The 16,322-nt window shown below is 57.0% G+C and carries 14 protein-coding genes and 3 pseudogenes; 5 read left to right on the top strand and 12 right to left on the bottom strand.

Annotated elements, in window-relative coordinates; all coding sequences use genetic code 11:
- Positions 1-13 precede the first annotated feature (13 nt).
- The 8 genes and pseudogenes from AC3B5Q_RS19145 to AC3B5Q_RS19110 form a co-directional block, all read right to left on the bottom strand.
- The gene (locus tag AC3B5Q_RS19145; protein WP_330508394.1) at positions 14-814 is read right to left on the bottom strand and encodes a glycosyltransferase family 2 protein; all 801 of its coding nucleotides are present in this window, start codon (positions 812-814) and stop codon (positions 14-16) included.
- 12 nt (positions 815-826) lie between these two features.
- Complete coding sequence (locus tag AC3B5Q_RS19140; RefSeq protein WP_330508393.1) at positions 827-1,189, bottom strand: SMR family transporter; 363 nt, start codon at positions 1,187-1,189, stop codon at positions 827-829.
- Positions 1,186-2,019: a sugar phosphate isomerase/epimerase family protein gene (locus tag AC3B5Q_RS19135; RefSeq protein ID WP_330508392.1), complete on the bottom strand. Its 834-nt coding sequence runs from the start codon at positions 2,017-2,019 to the stop codon at positions 1,186-1,188. Before AC3B5Q_RS19135 ends, AC3B5Q_RS19140 begins: the two co-directional genes overlap by 4 nt.
- Positions 2,016-2,801 carry an NAD-dependent epimerase/dehydratase family protein gene (locus AC3B5Q_RS19130; protein WP_330508391.1) on the bottom strand — a complete coding sequence of 262 codons (786 nt, stop codon included), beginning with the start codon at positions 2,799-2,801 and terminating at the stop codon, positions 2,016-2,018. Before AC3B5Q_RS19130 ends, AC3B5Q_RS19135 begins: the two co-directional genes overlap by 4 nt.
- A gap of 25 nt (positions 2,802-2,826) precedes the next feature.
- Positions 2,827-3,978, bottom strand: coding sequence for an FAD-dependent oxidoreductase (locus AC3B5Q_RS19125; protein ID WP_488392710.1), 1,152 nt, complete (start codon positions 3,976-3,978; stop codon positions 2,827-2,829).
- A complete protein-coding gene (locus tag AC3B5Q_RS19120; RefSeq protein WP_330508389.1) occupies positions 3,975-5,000 on the bottom strand; it encodes a glycosyltransferase in 1,026 nt (341 codons plus the stop codon). Before AC3B5Q_RS19120 ends, AC3B5Q_RS19125 begins: the two co-directional genes overlap by 4 nt.
- A 761-nt stretch (positions 5,001-5,761) precedes the next feature.
- Positions 5,762-5,901, bottom strand: a pseudogene (locus tag AC3B5Q_RS19115) (transposase domain-containing protein); the annotation flags it as partial.
- Between the two features lie 116 nt (positions 5,902-6,017).
- Positions 6,018-7,001 (bottom strand): IS5-like element IS2000 family transposase, encoded by a 984-nt coding sequence (locus AC3B5Q_RS19110; protein WP_330509467.1) that lies wholly within the window; start codon positions 6,999-7,001, stop codon positions 6,018-6,020.
- A 130-nt stretch (positions 7,002-7,131) separates the two neighbouring features.
- Between AC3B5Q_RS19110 and rfbC the strand changes: the two are divergent.
- A pseudogene (gene rfbC, locus AC3B5Q_RS19105) lies at positions 7,132-7,680 on the top strand (dTDP-4-dehydrorhamnose 3,5-epimerase).
- A gap of 93 nt (positions 7,681-7,773) precedes the next feature.
- Here the strand turns inward: rfbC and wecB are convergent.
- On the bottom strand, positions 7,774-8,907 hold the full coding sequence (gene wecB, locus AC3B5Q_RS19100; RefSeq protein WP_488392709.1) for a non-hydrolyzing UDP-N-acetylglucosamine 2-epimerase: 1,134 nt from the start codon (positions 8,905-8,907) through the stop codon (positions 7,774-7,776).
- A 536-nt stretch (positions 8,908-9,443) separates the two neighbouring features.
- Here wecB and AC3B5Q_RS19095 point away from each other — a divergent pair.
- Positions 9,444-9,779, top strand: a complete 336-nt coding sequence (locus AC3B5Q_RS19095) for a ComEA family DNA-binding protein (protein WP_028697093.1) — start codon at positions 9,444-9,446, stop codon at positions 9,777-9,779.
- A 469-nt stretch (positions 9,780-10,248) separates the two neighbouring features.
- Here the strand turns inward: AC3B5Q_RS19095 and AC3B5Q_RS19090 are convergent, their stop codons facing one another.
- Positions 10,249-10,416 (bottom strand): DUF2897 family protein, encoded by a 168-nt coding sequence (locus AC3B5Q_RS19090; protein WP_003252762.1) that lies wholly within the window; start codon positions 10,414-10,416, stop codon positions 10,249-10,251.
- Positions 10,417-10,597: 181 nt separating this feature from the next.
- Here AC3B5Q_RS19090 and pyrF point away from each other — a divergent pair, with 181 nt between their 5' ends.
- Complete coding sequence (pyrF, locus tag AC3B5Q_RS19085) at positions 10,598-11,299, top strand: orotidine-5'-phosphate decarboxylase (protein WP_021783074.1); 702 nt, start codon at positions 10,598-10,600, stop codon at positions 11,297-11,299.
- A gap of 53 nt (positions 11,300-11,352) precedes the next feature.
- On the opposite strand, the gene AC3B5Q_RS19080 is transcribed toward pyrF, so the two are convergent.
- Both AC3B5Q_RS19080 and AC3B5Q_RS19075 read right to left on the bottom strand, forming a co-directional pair.
- Positions 11,353-12,183, bottom strand: coding sequence for an undecaprenyl-diphosphate phosphatase (locus tag AC3B5Q_RS19080; RefSeq protein ID WP_028696964.1), 831 nt, complete (start codon positions 12,181-12,183; stop codon positions 11,353-11,355).
- Between the two features lie 914 nt (positions 12,184-13,097).
- The gene (locus tag AC3B5Q_RS19075; RefSeq protein WP_325948640.1) at positions 13,098-14,099 is read right to left on the bottom strand and encodes an NADP-dependent oxidoreductase; all 1,002 of its coding nucleotides are present in this window, start codon (positions 14,097-14,099) and stop codon (positions 13,098-13,100) included.
- 176 nt (positions 14,100-14,275) lie between these two features.
- On the opposite strand from AC3B5Q_RS19075, the gene AC3B5Q_RS19070 reads away from it, so the two are divergent.
- Positions 14,276-15,037 (top strand): SDR family oxidoreductase, encoded by a 762-nt coding sequence (locus AC3B5Q_RS19070; protein WP_084851608.1) that lies wholly within the window; start codon positions 14,276-14,278, stop codon positions 15,035-15,037.
- Between the two features lie 241 nt (positions 15,038-15,278).
- Positions 15,279-16,310: pseudogene (locus AC3B5Q_RS19065) on the top strand (methyl-accepting chemotaxis protein); the annotation flags it as partial.
- Between the last annotated feature and the right edge of the window lie 12 nt (positions 16,311-16,322).

Genomic DNA, 16,322 nt, shown 5'->3' with positions numbered 1-16,322 from the left:
ACTACCTAGGCCTTTAGTTGTATTTTCCAAAGCAAGCGAGAAACAATACGGCAAGCACCGAAAGGTTTCCTTTTACACTACTGATTTTGGTAGGTACTTCGCCTTTGGGGTAGCGTCTGGCAGTGGCTAGCTCCATGCACCGGAAACCCAGTTTCGGCGCTCGATACGACAAATAAGCAAGAAGTTCATAGTTTATGAATACCTCGCGAAAGACTGCCATTTTCGGATCAATTAACATTTTGCGGCTATAGGCACGAAAGCCTTGGGTGGTATCCGTCCACTTGAAGCCTGAAAACAGACTCAGCATGGGCGCGTGTATAAAGCGAATAGCCAAATCACGAGACTGTGGTGTGTTCTCGGCTATCCCGCCCTTGATAAAGCGCGAAGCTTGTACAAAGTCTACTCCCTGTTTCAAGGACTCGATGAACTGTGGAATAGCATCAGGGTCGTCCTTGTCATTACCGTCAATGGTGACGATTCCTTGATAACCTTCATCCAACGCAAACGCGTAGGCGCATCGTAACTGTGCACTAAGCCTACCTGCCGCAGTCTTTACCAACAGGCCTCGAACACCCAACTGCTGCAAAGGTTGGAGCTCCAGGGACCCATCGGAACTTCCGCCATCGATAATAATAATGTCGGCGACATCCGCGATGCTGAGCGCCACCATGCGGGTGAGCAAGTTTTCGATTCGCTCACCCTCATTTATGACCGGAATCACTACGCACCATGGATGCTGGCGACCCAGCCAGAATCGCATGTCGAATGAAGGCACCTGCCAACTAGTACGTATATCTGGGGCAATATCAGTCATTTTATATTTCCATCAAACAATGCGAGCGGTGATCAGCCCAACGCCAACAATCACCAAGATGATGCCGGCCCCGGTCGTCCAGTTGAAGGGCTCGCGGAAAAACAGCAAAGAAAACACGGCCACCGTGGCAATAGCTCCGGCCGTCAGAACCGGGTGGGCCACATTGAGCGGCAAGCGAGCTAAAGCTGCGGCATAGAGTAGGAATGCAGCACCATACAGCATCAGTCCGCTCCAGAAGGGCCAGTTGCTGAGAGCCGCCATAGGGTCGCTCAAGGAAGGAAACTTACGTGGAGGTAGCATCGCTAGTTTCACTAGGACACTGGCGGAGGCATTCGATAATATCCCCAAGATCAGAATTACCCACTTCATGCTCATACTATCACCTCGTTGGGAGTGCCGTAGTGCTGGTGGGCAAGCTGCAGTGCGCGCTCAATTGATTGCACATGTGGTTCGGTCTCGGTTGCAACCATTTCAATAGTAACGATGTGGCCCGGCAGATAACGAGACACCGCACGTGCCATGTTTTCATGCGCGGTACCGCCATCGCCTAGAGGCAGTAAGCTGGGTTCACTGGCATGGATATGACCGATCAACTCGGCACAGTTTTCGAGCACGATGAATGGATCTTCGCCATTGATAGCCATGGCGCCTGTATCCAGTTGCATACGGATTGCCGGATGATCAATCGACCTTACCGTCGCCGCTGTTTCCGCACTCGTGGTCATGAAGTTTGCACCATAGCACGTGGGATTCGGTTCTAGGCAAATCGTGACATCGCGCGCTTGAGCGATGTCGCCTAATTGCCTGAAAAATGACACGGCGGAGTCCAGCGCTTGTTGGTCGGTCAACCCACTGCGGTCACGATTTTTCGGCGAACCGAAAACAATACGTGTTGCGCCCAGGCCGGCGCCGATGCGACATACATCAGTCAGATGTTGAAGTAATGCCGCCCTGCTTTGTTCAGAGCCGAATACATTCAGTCCCGAGGTACCAAACAACAATGCTTGCATGCCAGAGAGCATAATTCCCCGCTGCGCCCACCAGTCCTTGAGGCGGGCAATATCACCATTGGTGGCTTTGCTTAGCTCGGAGAAATACTTGCCCGGCGCAATGTCAATCACATCTACGGCATATCGCGCAAGCAGCCCTGCAATGATTTCATCCTCAGTGGTGCTCCACGCAATATTAGAGATTGCCAGCCTCATGCGTGTACTCGCTCTGTGGCCTTCGTTGGCTCCGATTGCACATAAGCGCGAACGGCTTGTATGGTTTCACGTTCGTTATATTGATAACGGCCTTTACTACCAAACAGTTTCGCATGTTTGGTTTGCATGTCATATTTTGCAGTGACGTCAGTCGGTGTGTTAGTGAAGATTTTACCGAAACCTTTTTGTGAAATCTCAGCGACACTCAATGGCTGCGCGGTTAGATGAAGCAGTTTGAGCCCTGCCTCGAGAGCGAGCTGTATGTCATACCATAAATTGACCATGGGGTAGAATTGGAAAACTCCACGGCTGTCGATTGCTTGTAGATTGTTATCATTCAAAAAGTCAAAGATTACGTTCTTGCGCAATCCTGGGCCTACAAGCCCAGGAAGGCGAACGATCAGGTGATTCTTAAAATGAGTTTGAACGAAGTTCTCCAGCCGTAGGCGGTGCAGGCCGTAGGGGGGCAGGCCTGATTCATCTACAGGAGAGTCTTCATCAACACCTATGGGAGTCTTGAATACGTCAACAGTGCTAATCAGCACGAAGGTCTTGCACTGGATGGTTTTCAGATGGTCAATTAATGCTTCGATAGTCTGGCAGTCGGCTTCAGGCTCGCGGTTGGCAATCCATTTTTTCGCTGGTGCGCCGGCGCAAACCACGACGTCGAAGGACTTACCTTCTATTTCCGAGATATTGGTGGAGCGGTATAAATCATCAAAAGAAGACTGTTTTAGAAGTGTGCTTCCGACAAAGCCGGAGAAACCAATAAGCGAATTCATAGTTTTCCATTCCAAGCACGAATTATTACTGATCTTGAGGTAAAAAAATTTCTGTATCTAACTTTTCAAAAATATCGTAAATATTGTCTATTTTTCCGCCAAGTAGGGAAAAGCAACCCGGCAACTCTGCATGCTTTTCAAAAAAGATTGGTCGCCCATCATCTCCTTCATTTTTTACCAAAATGGTCTTGACCTCGAAGAGAGACTCTTTGTGTTGGGCCTTCAAGATTTCTGGAATATACCGGCCCACATCCCTGACCATCCGATCTACGCGCGTACTACGGTCATAAAGCCCGAATTTTTTATAGGGGTCGAGCCCTTTTTGATCGTTCCAGTGTAAATGCGGCGTATAGCGTACGTGAGACAGCGTGTGCAGTCCGCGAGCCGGGAACGGCATCATTGAAAAAAACGGACCGTCCATCACGGTGACACCCAGTCCCTCAAGGGATGTTGGCATCTCCATCAGCGCCATCTCTGTGATCTCGTGCTTGAGGCCCGTACCAACGCCGGGAAAATCACCTAGGAACTGGTTAAGACCACTGTATGTGCAATTGAAGACATACCTACATGTCGTCAAGGTCTGCTCGCCTTGAGGTGTTTCGGTAATAACCTGCAACGGCGCTTGGCTACTTTTGGAGATCGATATTGCCCGGGTCTGGTAGCGTGTTTGTACACAACTTTGTGCCAATTCGCGAATTGCCCACGCCGCAAGGCGGGTAGAGTCGAACGCATACTCTTCGACCATGAATATATCTTCGATTAATCGAGGATTAAACAGGTTTCGTAGCCCTGGATCTACAGGTTTGAGGTCGGCACAAATATCTCGGCAAAACCGCTCGAACTGCTTCGCCGTGACCTTAGAGTTACGACGGGCAATTGCGTACAGCTTGGTGAAATCCTTTCTAACTACCTCTGGCCAGCCCAAAGCGAATTTTGGAAAATTTACTCGACTGCGATAAGCTGTCGTGAAACTTCGCGGATAGTGATAGCCATTATGCACTCGTGCTTGGTTGTTATAACTGGCGCGCTTCATTAAACCAGGCTCGCGCTCTACCAAAAGTATACGTTTGAGACCTCGCTGCTTGGCTAAGTAGATCGCGATGGCTGCGCCGTAAAATCCGGCACCGATAATGACGGCATCTTGGTAAGTTTGATTGGCTTGGGTAGATGAAGTCATGAGGTTTGATCGCTATTGTTATACTTTGCCTCGAATTGATTCGGCTTCGCTTCTTCAATGTTCAATTTCTCATGCCGGGTCATTCGCGCGCTGGTAAATTCCTGGCCAACATGATACAGCGGACCTTCATTCGATAAGCTAGCCATGTTAAGGATGTACTCGCCTAATACCAGTAGCACCAATGAAGTTAGGAAGAACATACCCGATTGCTGGAGCGAGAAGCTGATCCAGCCGGGGGCTACGTCGGCCTTGAAAATGCCTACCGAGATGACATAAATGCAATACACCAGGTTCGCAACGGCACCAAATAACGAGAGATAAGTAACAAGTCGCATCGGTGCACGAGTGGTTGAAACCAACAATCGCACGCCACGGTCAATACTGTCACCCAGGCGTTTGGGGCTTGGAGCCTGAGGCGCAGCACTGTATGTGAGGTAGGACCGGGCAAAACCGCCGGTAGCCGGAAGGTGTCGGTACGTCATCGAAGGCTGAGGGTGCTGCAGGATGAAGTTTATAACTCGTTTGTTTAGGATGCGGTACTGAGGTGCTTCTTTGGCGAGATGGACACCGTTGAACCAGTTGTACATGCTGTGAAACGATGCGTTGGCCCAACGATACGCTAGGCTCTGTGGGCTTTTTTGCTGATTATGGGCAAATACAACGTCGGCGCCAGTTACCGCTTGATCAAGCATCTGCGGGATAAAGTTGATGTCATCTATCATAGGGTCGATGACCGCGACATAGTCACCCAAGGCGTTTTCTAAGCCAACCCAGGAAGCAGTGTCCGTATCGACTTCTTTGGTCAAGGCATAGACTTGAAGGTTGGCGAGACCCTTTTCGTTTGTCAGTCTCTTCAAGACCATCACGCTGTCGTCATCAGATGCGTTGTCAACCACAATCAGTTCGTAATCGCTGACAGTTTGTGCAACGACTTGAGCGGCTTCGGAGAGAATTTTTGCAATTCTATCTCCCTGATTCCGTATAACAAAAACTACCGAAAAAAAACACGGGATACAAGCCATCACAAACCCTCGCGATAATCAATTTGAGACTGGGTAAGTCGTTGATTTAAGATTGCCTTGTGACCGGACTGCCTCGCAGTGCTGAGCGAGAGAGTTGGGAGTAGGAGGCAATATTTCGATAAAGGACCGCCATGACCAGTATTTTAATATTTTGTCTTCGATGCAATAGGCTTGCATTGTGCTGGCGGTGTTGTTCAAAAACATGGGAATATTAAATGGAAGTAATAAAAATCTTTTGAAAAGAACTGAGCTGTGTATGGGGCTGATGCTCGAGTTTGTCACCGAAGCAGCGCGTAAGTTTTGAGGGTGTGATGATGCTAGTGGGTGCCTAGCTCTAAAAGTCAGGTTTGCTCGTATTTTTAGAAAAGTTTTTCTCTCAGGTTTCCGGGTTTTTTTTGCCTGAAAAGTATCAATTAATGTCGAAAAAAAAATGCTAGCCATTGTCTTCCCTGGCGTACTTTTATAGTTGTTATCCCCTAGGTCTGAGTTGGTCAGGAAACTAGGAAGATATGCACAAACACTCAAGTCTCACAAGAGTGTCTTTTTATGCGTAAGCTGATCACAATCCTAGCGATTTCATAGCCCAGCTTAGCCAATTCGATAAACTTAATCTTAATATCGCTGCGCCCATGACTCCGAAGTGATAGCTGAATGATATCGGAAAGTCGAAGGCTGAGGCAATCGTGACCTGTCATGAAGGCGGCGGCCGATATCTGTAGCCTATCCATGAACCCATCCGAGTTGAAAAATGGGCGGAGCACTTACCTATGAAATTGGGGCGCGTAATTCCAAGGCTGCAGAGCCTCGTAATCTTCCACTGAGGACGCCTGGGGCATGCTTCCAGTGCGCGGCTCAACCACGCATAGGTTTCTTTTCCGTTGGCTGTGGCCGTCTCGCCTAGGGGAACTCCGAACAAGTTGCTCATCAGTCGGAAATGGGCGGCTTAGGGATGCCGAAAAGCCCGATTTTCAGTCGCTGATTATTGGATAACCAAGGCAAAGCCTTGGTTATCTGGGCTCACGGGCGCACCTCTCCCGCAGCAGGCAATAATTGCCGGCGCACCATCCACAGATTCGACAGGGCAAACAGCGTGGTCAGTTGCGCCGTGTTCTTGGCCAAGCCACGAAAGCGAGTCTTCACATAGCCGAACTGGCGTTTGATCACCCGGAACGGGTGCTCCACCTTCGCACGCACTTGCGCCTTGGCCTTTTCGATCTTGCGCTTGGCTTGGTAGAGCACGCTGCGTTTGCTCAAGTGCTTGTAGGTGCTGCGGCGGGCAGCGACCTGCCATATCACCTGCCGTCCCTCGTGTTCTGGCCGCTTTTCCACGCCTGTGTAACCCGCATCCGCACACACGACATTCTCTTCGCCATGCAACAGCTGAGCGACCTCCGTCACGTCAGCTACGTTCGCGGCGGTACCATGAACGTGATGCACCAGACCCGATTCAGCATCCGCGCCGATGTGGGCCTTCATGCCGAAATAGTACCGGTTGCCCTTCTTCATTTGATGCATTTCAGGATCGCGCTTGCCTTCCTTGTTCTTGGTCGAACTGGGCGCGTGGATGATGGTCGCGTCGACAATGGTGCCCTGGCGCAACGACAGGCCCTTGTCTTGCAGGTAATTGTTGATGGTTTCCAGAATGCCGGCCGCCAACTGATGCTTCTCCAGCAGGTGCCGGAAGTTCATGATCGTCGTGTCTTCGGGGATCGGAGCGCTGAGCGTCAGACGAGCGAACTGGCGCATCGAAGTGATCTCGTACAGCGCCTCTTCCATGGCGGGATCGCTCAACGAGAACCAGTTCTGCAGCAGGTGAATGCGCAGCATGGTTTCCAGAGGATAAGGCTTGCGGCCACCGCCAGCCTTTGGGTAGTGAGGCTCGATCAACGCCACCAGCCCACTCCACGGAACGACCTGTTCCATCTCGGCCAGGAAACGCTCGCGACGGGTTTGCTTGCGCTTGCCGGCGTACTCGAAATCGGAAAAGCTCATCTGACTGATGGGATGGCGGACTTGTAGAAGGCAGTTGGACGGAGGGCTATTTCAGCACAGGTCAGATGGCCTGTGCTGACTTGATCGGAGAATCCCTAGGCCAGCTTGCGATCGTCATCGTTGCCGTGAAGGTATTTTGATGCACGCTACTTCATTGGCCATCCCTGAAGTCTTCCTGTTTACCCCAAAGGTTTTCGGTGATGAGCGTGACTTTTTCTACGAGAGTTTCAATGCGCGCGTGTTCAATGAGGTGACTGGCCTGCAGCCAGACTTCGTTCAAGACAACCATTCCCGCTTGGTGAAGGGTGTGTTGCGTGGCCTGCATTACCAGTTGCCGCCCCACGCCCAAGGCAAGCTGGTACGGGTGGTACAGGGTGAAGTGTTCGATTTGGCGGTGGACATCCGCCGCAGCTAGCCCACCTTTGGCAAATGGGTTGGTGCTGTGTTGTCGTCGCAAAACCATAATCAGTTGTGGATTCCACCGGGTTTCGCCCATGGCTTCGTGACGTTGACTGAGACTGCCCAGTTTGTTTACAAGACCACCGACTTCTACTCGGCCCAGTGCGAGCGTTGTATTGCCTGGGATGATCCGCAAGTTGCCATCGAGTGGCCGATAGACTTTGAGCCGACGCTGTCTGCCAAGGACCAGGTCGGCAAGGCGCTGGGGCAGACCGAGCTGTTCGCCTGACGGGGGCTCGAGAGGTTTTGCGCCTGTGAGATCGAGCGCCGCGCGGGCGGCGCTCGATCTCACAAACGACAAACATCTCAAGGCATGCGCCTGTCAGCCCAACCCCAATCTCGACCCAAGCGCCTCCACAATCCGCCCACACGCCTTCCCGTCCCCATACGGATTATGCGCCACGCTCATCTCTCGATACGCCCCCTCATCCGTCAGCAACCTGGCCAGTTCCCCGGTAATGGACCCAACTTCCGTGCCCACCAGTTTCACCGTCCCCGCCGCCACCGCCTCCGGCCGCTCCGTGGTATCACGCATCACCAGCACCGGTTTGCCCAGCGCCGGCGCTTCCTCCTGAATGCCCCCCGAGTCGGTCAAAATGACATACGCACGGGTCATCAGGTAAACGAACGGCAGGTAATCCAGCGGTTCGATCAGGTAGATATTCCCCACATCCGCCAGCAGCCGGTTGACCGGCTCTCGCACGTTAGGGTTGAGATGCACCGGGTACACCACATCCACCTCGGGGAACTGGCGCGCCGTCTGCACCAAAGCCTGGCAGATGCGTTCGAAGCCATCGCCAAAGTTCTCGCGCCGGTGGCCTGTTACCAGCACCATGCGCCGATGGGCAGCCAGGTAATCGAACTGGCGTTCGAACTGGGCTCTCAGCACCGGGCTCTCCAGTTTGTGCACCACGTCCAGCAGAGCGTCGATCACGGTGTTGCCGGTGGTGAAAATGCTCGCTGGGTCAATGCCTTCCCTTAGCAGGTTGTCACGCGAGGTGGCTGTGGGGGCGAAGTGCAGGGCGGCCAGGGTGCCGGTCAGGCGCCGGTTGCCTTCCTCTGGCCAGGGTGAATACAGGTTGTTGGTGCGCAGGCCGGCTTCTACGTGGGCGATGGGAATTTGCTGGTAATAGGCCGCCAGGCTGGTGGCAAAGGTGGTCGCTGTGTCGCCATGCACCAGCACCACATCAGGCTTGAATTCGGCCAGTATCGGCTGGATGCCTTGCAAAATTCCTGTGGTCACGCCGGTCAGGTCTTGGCCGGGCTTCATGATGTTCAAGTCGTAATCGGGGGTGATACCGAACAGCTCCAGTACCTGGTCGAGCATTTGCCGGTGCTGGCCGGTGACGCACACACGGGGCTCGAAGCGGGTGTCCTGTGCGAGTTTCAGGGCAAGCGGGGCCATCTTGATGGCTTCTGGACGGGTGCCGAATACAGTGAGGGTCTTGAGGGGCACGGCTGTGATCCTCTTGCTGGGCGGGGCGGTACGGGTGGGCCTAAGGGGCCGGATGGCCGTGCGAAGGCTGGCCTGATGGACGGGCTGGGTGCGCGGGCAAGCGGCGGGTGGATGAGGGCGTGCAGCTTGGGTCCTTCAAGCAAACGGCTGTCCATTGCTCAAAAATCTAGCAGTTGGTTCATGTGATGCCAGTTGGCAGGTGATCTTCGCCCGGCTGGAGAGTGCGGTTGTTCGTAGTCTGGCCTCGTTCGCCGGGGGTTGTAGGAAAGTGTGCGGGTCTTGCGTTGAATGCGGCATCGGACAAACGGGTATTCGGCTACAGGCCATGAGGCAGGGCGCCAAATACGCTCAGGCCGGGGTGGTGGAGGGGAAAGGCCATTGTTTTTGGGTTGGCGAAGTTGGCTGGGTCGCTGATCGATTTGGTAACCATTCGCCGATGATGGCGGCTGTTTCGGTGTGGGGTTTGCCGCTAGGGTTGATTACGCAGCCGAAGGAAAACGGCTGCTGGAAAATGACCAACACTAGGAGTGTTCACCATGCGTAACAACGTTCTGTCGTACTTGCTGCTGCCGCTGTTCGCCAGCCTGTCCTTTTCCCTCAGCGCTGCTCCGGCCAGCGCCCCGGCGATGCCCGAGCCAGTGCCGGTGGTGAGCCAGCAGCAGGCCCAGCAGCCGCAGCGGCTGGACCTGAACAAGGCTGATGCGGTCACCTTGCAGAAGGAGCTGAACGGGATAGGCAAGGCCAAGGCTGAAGCCATCGTGGCCTATAGGGAGGCCAATGGGCCGTTTGCTTCGGTGGATGAACTGCTGGAGATCAAGGGCATTGGCAATGCGTTGCTGGAGCGTAACCGGGACAAGGTGATGGTGGAGTAAGTGCGGGAGTAGGGCGAGCCTGTGGTTTGGGGTTGCCCTTCGGAACCGGGGCTGCAAAGCAGCCCTGTTTTTTGTCTGAAATGAGGCGGCTCAACACGAAAGGGGGCATGGGTGACCGGCGATGGGGTCGCCGGGAGATGGAGTTAAGGCTATCAGGTGTCCGTCTTGAGGTTTGAGGTGATGCGTATATCGAGCGCCGCCCGCGCGGCGCATCGCGAGCTGCGCTCGCTCCTACGTTTGTTTCGGGCCAATCATTCCTGTGCCATTTGCGCGCGAACGCCTTGGCGCATGGCGCAATATCACGTTGTACAAACAAGGCGGTCGCGCGCGCCTGTCACAGGCGTTACTGGCCTGAAACAAACGTAGGAGCGAGCGCAGCTCGCGATGCGCCGCGCGGGCGGCGCTCGATCTCACCGGCACCACATAACCCACGCCAAGCAAAATGAGGCTTTCAACCCCTTCTTAACCCCTAACGGTCCTGTGCATCCTTGGCATCCGCTTCGGCATTGCGCTCATGCACCTTGCGCAGTTGCTCTTCGGTCAGTGGCAGTTTTTTTGCCGTGTCGCGCAGCATCATCAAACCTCCGACGATGGAGCCGAGGGCTATGATGAGGATCAGCCAGGCATACCAGGGCATTGTCGTTCTCCTTTACAGAGTGATGTGCAGCGCTTGTACGATTTTTGAGCAATTGCACTTTCCAATAGTTCAATTATAGGAGCCAGCCCATGCTGGGCCAATTCCGTGACCTGCGGGCCCCAAAGCCTGCGTCACTTCGTTTACAATGCGCGCCGTTTTCGACTTGCAAAGAGACCCTGCCATGTCCGCCTGCCAGACGCCCCTGATCGTCGCCCTGGATTTCCCTACCCGTGAGGCCGCTCTGAAGCTGGCTGACCAGCTTGACCCTGCGCTGTGCCGGGTAAAGGTTGGCAAGGAGCTGTTCACCAGTAGCGCTTCGGGTATTGTCGAAACCCTGTGCGACAAGGGTTTCGAAGTGTTCCTGGACCTCAAGTTCCACGACATCCCCAACACCACCGCCATGGCAGTGAAGGCTGCAGCCGAGATGGGTGTGTGGATGGTCAACGTGCATTGCTCCGGCGGCCTGCGCATGATGGCGGCCTGCCGTGAAGAGTTGGCCAAGCGCAGCGGCCCGCAGCCATTGCTGATTGGCGTGACTGTGCTGACCAGCATGGAGCGTGAAGACCTGGCTGGTATCGGCCTGGATGTCGACCCGCAAGAGCAGGTGCTGCGCCTGGCCGCGCTGGCCGAGAAGGCTGGCATGGACGGTTTGGTGTGTTCGGCGCTGGAGGCCCCGGCACTGAAGGCGGCGCACCCGTCGTTGCAACTGGTGACCCCGGGCATTCGCCCTGCGGGCAGCGCGCAGGATGACCAGCGCCGTATCCTCACCCCGCGCCAGGCACTGGATGCCGGTTCGGACTACCTGGTAATCGGCCGCCCGATCAGCCAGGCTGCCAACCCGGCGCAAGCGCTGGCTGCGGTAGTCGCTGAAATTCGCGGCTGAACCTGACCAATGAAAAGGGCTGCGTATGCAGCCCTTTTCATTTTTGTGTCCCGTTAGCCCTGAGCTGTCGACCAGTCGATCCAGCCGAACTGCCAGGTAGCCAGAATCAATAAACCGAAGGCGATGCGATACCAGGCGAACGTCGCGTAGCTGTGGTTGGCGATGAACTTGAGCAGCGCACGCACGGCGATCATGGCGAAGATGAACGAGGTCACGAAGCCGATAGCGAACACCGGCAGGTCGCCGGGTTGGAACAGGTCACGGTACTTGTAACCCGAATACACGGCTGCGCCGACCATGGTCGGCATCGCCAGGAAGAACGAGAACTCGGTGGCCGCTTTGCGCGACAGGCCGAACAGCAGGCCGCCGATGATGGTGGACCCGGAGCGCGATGTGCCTGGTATCATCGCCAGGCACTGGATGAAGCCGATCTTGAGGGCGTGGCTCCAGCGCATTTCGTCCACGTGGTCCACCTCTACGCGGTGCTCGCGACGCTCGGCCCAGAGCATGATCACCCCGCCCACAACCAACGCCGCTGCCACAGTAATCGGGTTGAACAGGTAATGGTGGATCAGGTCGGCGAACAGCACGCCCAGCACTACTGCCGGCAGGAACGCCAGCAGCAGATTGCCGGTGAAACGCCGTGCCGTGGGCTGGCTGGTCAGGCCGAACACCACTTCCAGGATCTTGCCGCGAAATTCCCACACTACCGCCAGGATCGCCGCCAGCTGGATGATGATGTTGAACGCTATCGCGCGTTCACCGCCAAAATCGATCAAATCGGCAACGATGATCTGGTGCCCGGTACTGGAAACTGGCAGAAACTCCGTGAGCCCTTCAACCACTCCCAGGATGATTGCCTGGAAGGCAGTCCATAAGTCCATTAATCCCCCGTTAGGGGCCGTGCGGCTTGCAAGGCCCATGCTCTTGATTTTTCTATGATTGTCGGTTCAGACAGCGAAGATTTTGGTGCGGGCCGGATGCTACCAGAGCAACGGTTCGATGTGTGCGCCGGGACATCGGATCAAGGCTACCAGGTGCCGCCTTGGGTTTTGAGGTGGTGCGTAAATTGAGCGCCGCCTGTATGGCGGTAGAGGTGCGTCGCCTGTGAGATCGAGCGCCGCCCGCGCGGCGCATCGCGAGCTGCGCTCGCTCCTACGTTTGTTTCGGGCCAGTTATTCCTGGGGGATTTGCGCGCGAACGCTTTGGCGCTTGGCGCGATATTGCGTCGTACAAACAAAACGGTCGCGCGCGTCTGCCACAGGCGTTATTGGCCAGAAACAAACGTAGGAGCGAGCGTAGCTCGCGATGCGCCGCGCGGGCGGCGCGCGATATCTGCAACACCATAAAACCCACGGCAAACACCCCCGGCCATTGCGCAACGTCATGCCAGGCGGTGTGACCTTGAGGGTATGGCGGTAGAGGTGCGTCGCCTGTGAGATCGAGCGCCGCCTGTATGGCGGTAGAGGTGCGTCGCCTATGAGATCGAGCGCCGCCCGCGCGGCGCATCGCGAGCTGCGCTCGCTCCTACGTTTGTTTCGGGCCAGTTATTCCTGGGGGATTTGCGCGCGAACGCTTTGGCGCTTGGCGCGATATTGCGTCGTACAAACAAAACGGTCGCGCGCGCCTGTCACAGGCGTTACTGGCCAGAAACAAACGTAGGAGCGAGCGTAGCTCGCGATGCGCCGCGCGGGCGGCGCTCGATCTCCCAGGCGACGCACCTCTACCGCCATACAGACGGCGCTCGATCTCCCAGGCGCTAAACCTCACAAGGCATGCACCCTAAACCCACCCCCAATCAAACCTTCAACACCAACTTCCCAAAATTCTCCCCGCTAAACAGCTTCAGCAAGGTCTCAGGGAACGTCTCCAGCCCCTCCACCACATCTTCCTTGCTCTTCACCTGACCACTGGCCAGCCAGCCGGCAATCTCCAGCGCAGCCTTGCCATAGTCCTTGGTGTAATCCATCACCACAAAACCTTCCATGCGCGCGCGGTTCACCAGCAGCGACAGGTAGTTGGCCGGGCCTTTCACCGCTTCCTTGTTGTTGTACTGACTGATCGCGCCGCAAATCACAATGCGTGCCTTGAAGTTGATGCGCGTCAGCACGGCATCAAGGATGTCGCCGCCCACGTTGTCAAAGTACACGTCCACACCCTTGGGGCATTCGCGCTTCAGGCCGGCCAGCACGTCTTCGGCCTTGTAGTCGATCACGCCGTCAAAGCCCAGCTCGTCCTTCAGGTACTGGCACTTCTCGGCACCGCCGGCAATACCGACCACGCGGCAACCTTTGATCTTGGCAATCTGCCCGACAATGCTGCCCACCGCACCGGCCGCGCCGGAAATGACCACGGTGTCGCCAGCTTTGGGTTGGCCGACCTCCAGCAGGGCGAAGTAGGCGGTCATGCCGGTCATGCCCAAGGCTGACAGGTAACGGGGCAGGGGGGCCAGATTGGGGTCTATCTTGTGCATGCCCTGGGGCTCGCCGGTGAAGTAGTCCTGCACGCCGAGGGCGCCGCTTACGTAATCGCCCGGCTGGTAGCCGGGGTGATTGGAGGCAACCACCTCACCGACGCCCAGCGCACGCATTACCTGGCCCAGGGCCACGGGCGGGATGTAGGACTTGCCTTCGTTCATCCAGCCGCGCATGGCCGGGTCCAGCGACAGGTACAGGTTGCGCACCAGTACCTGGCCTTCGCCGGGTTGTTCGGCCGGTACGGTCTCGAAGCTGAAGTCGTCACGGCGCACGGCGCCGACCGGGCGTTTGGCAAGCAGGAAGCGGCGGTTGGTCTGGGTCATGGCGGGTCCTTGTGGGCTGTGGAGGAAGTAAGGCGTTCAATCTACCTTGTTGATGAAGGCGGTTCCTTAAAATCACTGACAAGCATGGTAGCCCAACCGTTGGTGTGATGATGCTGCCCGGCCGAGCGGTGGCTGACTATGCTCTGAACCCCACCAAACCCTCACAGGAGCACGCGATGAGCATGACCTTTTCTGGCCAGGTAGCCCTGGTTACCGGCGCGGGTGCCGGTATCGGCCGGGCAACCGCCCTGGCGTTCGCCCACGAGGGCATGAAAGTGGTGGTGGCCGACCTCGACCCGGTTGGCGGCGAGGCCACCGTGGCGCTGATCCAGGCGGCGGGCGGCGAAGCGCTGTTCATTGCCTGCGACGTTACCCGCGACGCCGAGGTGCGCCAGTTGCATGAGCGCCTGATTGCCGCGTACGGCCGGCTGGACTACGCCTTCAACAACGCCGGGATCGAGATCGAGCACCACCGCCTGGCCGAAGGCAGCGAAGCTGAGTTCGATGCCATCATGGGTGTGAACGTGAAGGGCGTGTGGTTGTGCATGAAGTATCAGTTGCCCTTGTTGCTGGCCCAGGGCGGTGGGGCCATCGTCAATACCGCGTCGGTGGCGGGGCTTGGGGCGGCGCCGAAGATGAGCATCTACAGCGCCAGCAAGCATGCGGTAATCGGCCTGACCAAGTCGGCGGCCATCGAGTACGCCAAGAAGGGCATCCGCGTGAACGCCGTGTGCCCGGCCGTGATCGACACCGACATGTTCCGCCGCGCCTACGAGGCCGACCCACGCAAGGCCGAGTTCGCTGCAGCCATGCACCCGGTGGGCCGCATTGGCAAGGTCGGGGAAATTGCCAGTGCCGTGCTGTACCTGTGCAGCGACGGTGCGGCGTTTACCACCGGGCATTGCCTGACGGTGGATGGTGGGGCGACGGCAATCTGAGGCGAAACACGCCGCCGGCTTCGCGGGTATACCCACCCCGGACGCAGGCGGCACTGTCGCCTATGGGCAGGATTCCCCCGCTCAGGCCTTCCTCCGATACGCAGGGCGACCTCGGCCAGCCTGATAGCGACACGTTCATAGCTATTTGACACTATTCTGGCGCCACCCTCTTGTTCATTGGCAGGCAACGTTGCCACCCTTAGCCTTCGGGATAACCTCACTGGCTGAAAGGGGATCGGCGATGGGCGCGAGCAAGCACGGTGTGCTGGCCAACCTGGGCATGGCCCGCAAACTTGGCCTGGGCTTTGCCCTGGTGCTGCTGCTGACGCTGGCGGTGGCGGCCATCGGCATCGTGGCGCTGCAAAGCGTTGGTCAGCGCTTCGACAGCTTGCGTCAGCTGGCCCAGTTCAATACCGACTTGCTGCGCTTGCGCGAGCATGAGCAGGCGTTTGCCCTGCGGTCCGACATGAAGGAGGCCGACGCTTTGCGTGTCGGCCTGCAGGGTTTGGTCGAACGCGCCCAAGGCCTGCCGGCGCTGGCGGCGGCGCAAACCGATCTCGCCGCCTATGGCCAGGCATTCGAAGCCTTTGTCGAGGCCGTGCAGGCCAAGGAGCTGGCGCTGGACATGGCCAGTTGGTCGGTGTCCAACGTGTCCAATAACCTTGATGTGCTGCAGGCCGGCCTGGCCGATGACGGCGCGTACACTCTCAAGCAGTCCCAGGGCCAGCAGGGTGGCGAGTTTCTTGAGCAAGCCGCGCAGGTGGCCCAGGTGTCGCGGCTGATGCTGCAGGCCATGGACGAAGCGCGGGTGCGTCTGGATAAAAGCCGCAAGGGCGAGGAGGATGTGAGCCAGGAGCGTATTGCCCAGACAGTGGAGGCCGCCGGCCTGGTCAGCCAGTTGCAAGGCGCGGTTGGCGATGCCGGTTACCAGAGCGTGCTGGGCGAAGTGGCTGGGCACATTGGCAGTTTCTCGGAAAAACTCAACGAATACACCGACCAGCTGGTCCGCGAGCAGGGGCTCAAGGCGCAGTTGCAGGCCAGCGCCGAGCGGGTTACCGGGCGTGTCGACCAAGCCTATCTTGGGCAGGAGCAGGCCCTGCAAGGGGAGCTGCAGCGTAATACCCTCGCCATCGGCCTGGCCACGGCGCTGGCGCTGCTTGTAGGCGTGTTGGCGGCCTGGCTGATTACCCGGGCTGTGGTCGGCCCGTTGAAGCATGTGATTGCCCGCGCCCAGCGCATCGCGGCGGGTGAGCTGGGCTTCGACGCCCAGGCGCCGCGCCGGGAT

It is taken from the genome of Pseudomonas sp. D5(2026) (assembly GCF_057766845.1).
The sequence above is the reverse complement of the archived record's forward strand: the minus strand, read 5'-3'. Positions and strand labels throughout refer to the sequence as shown.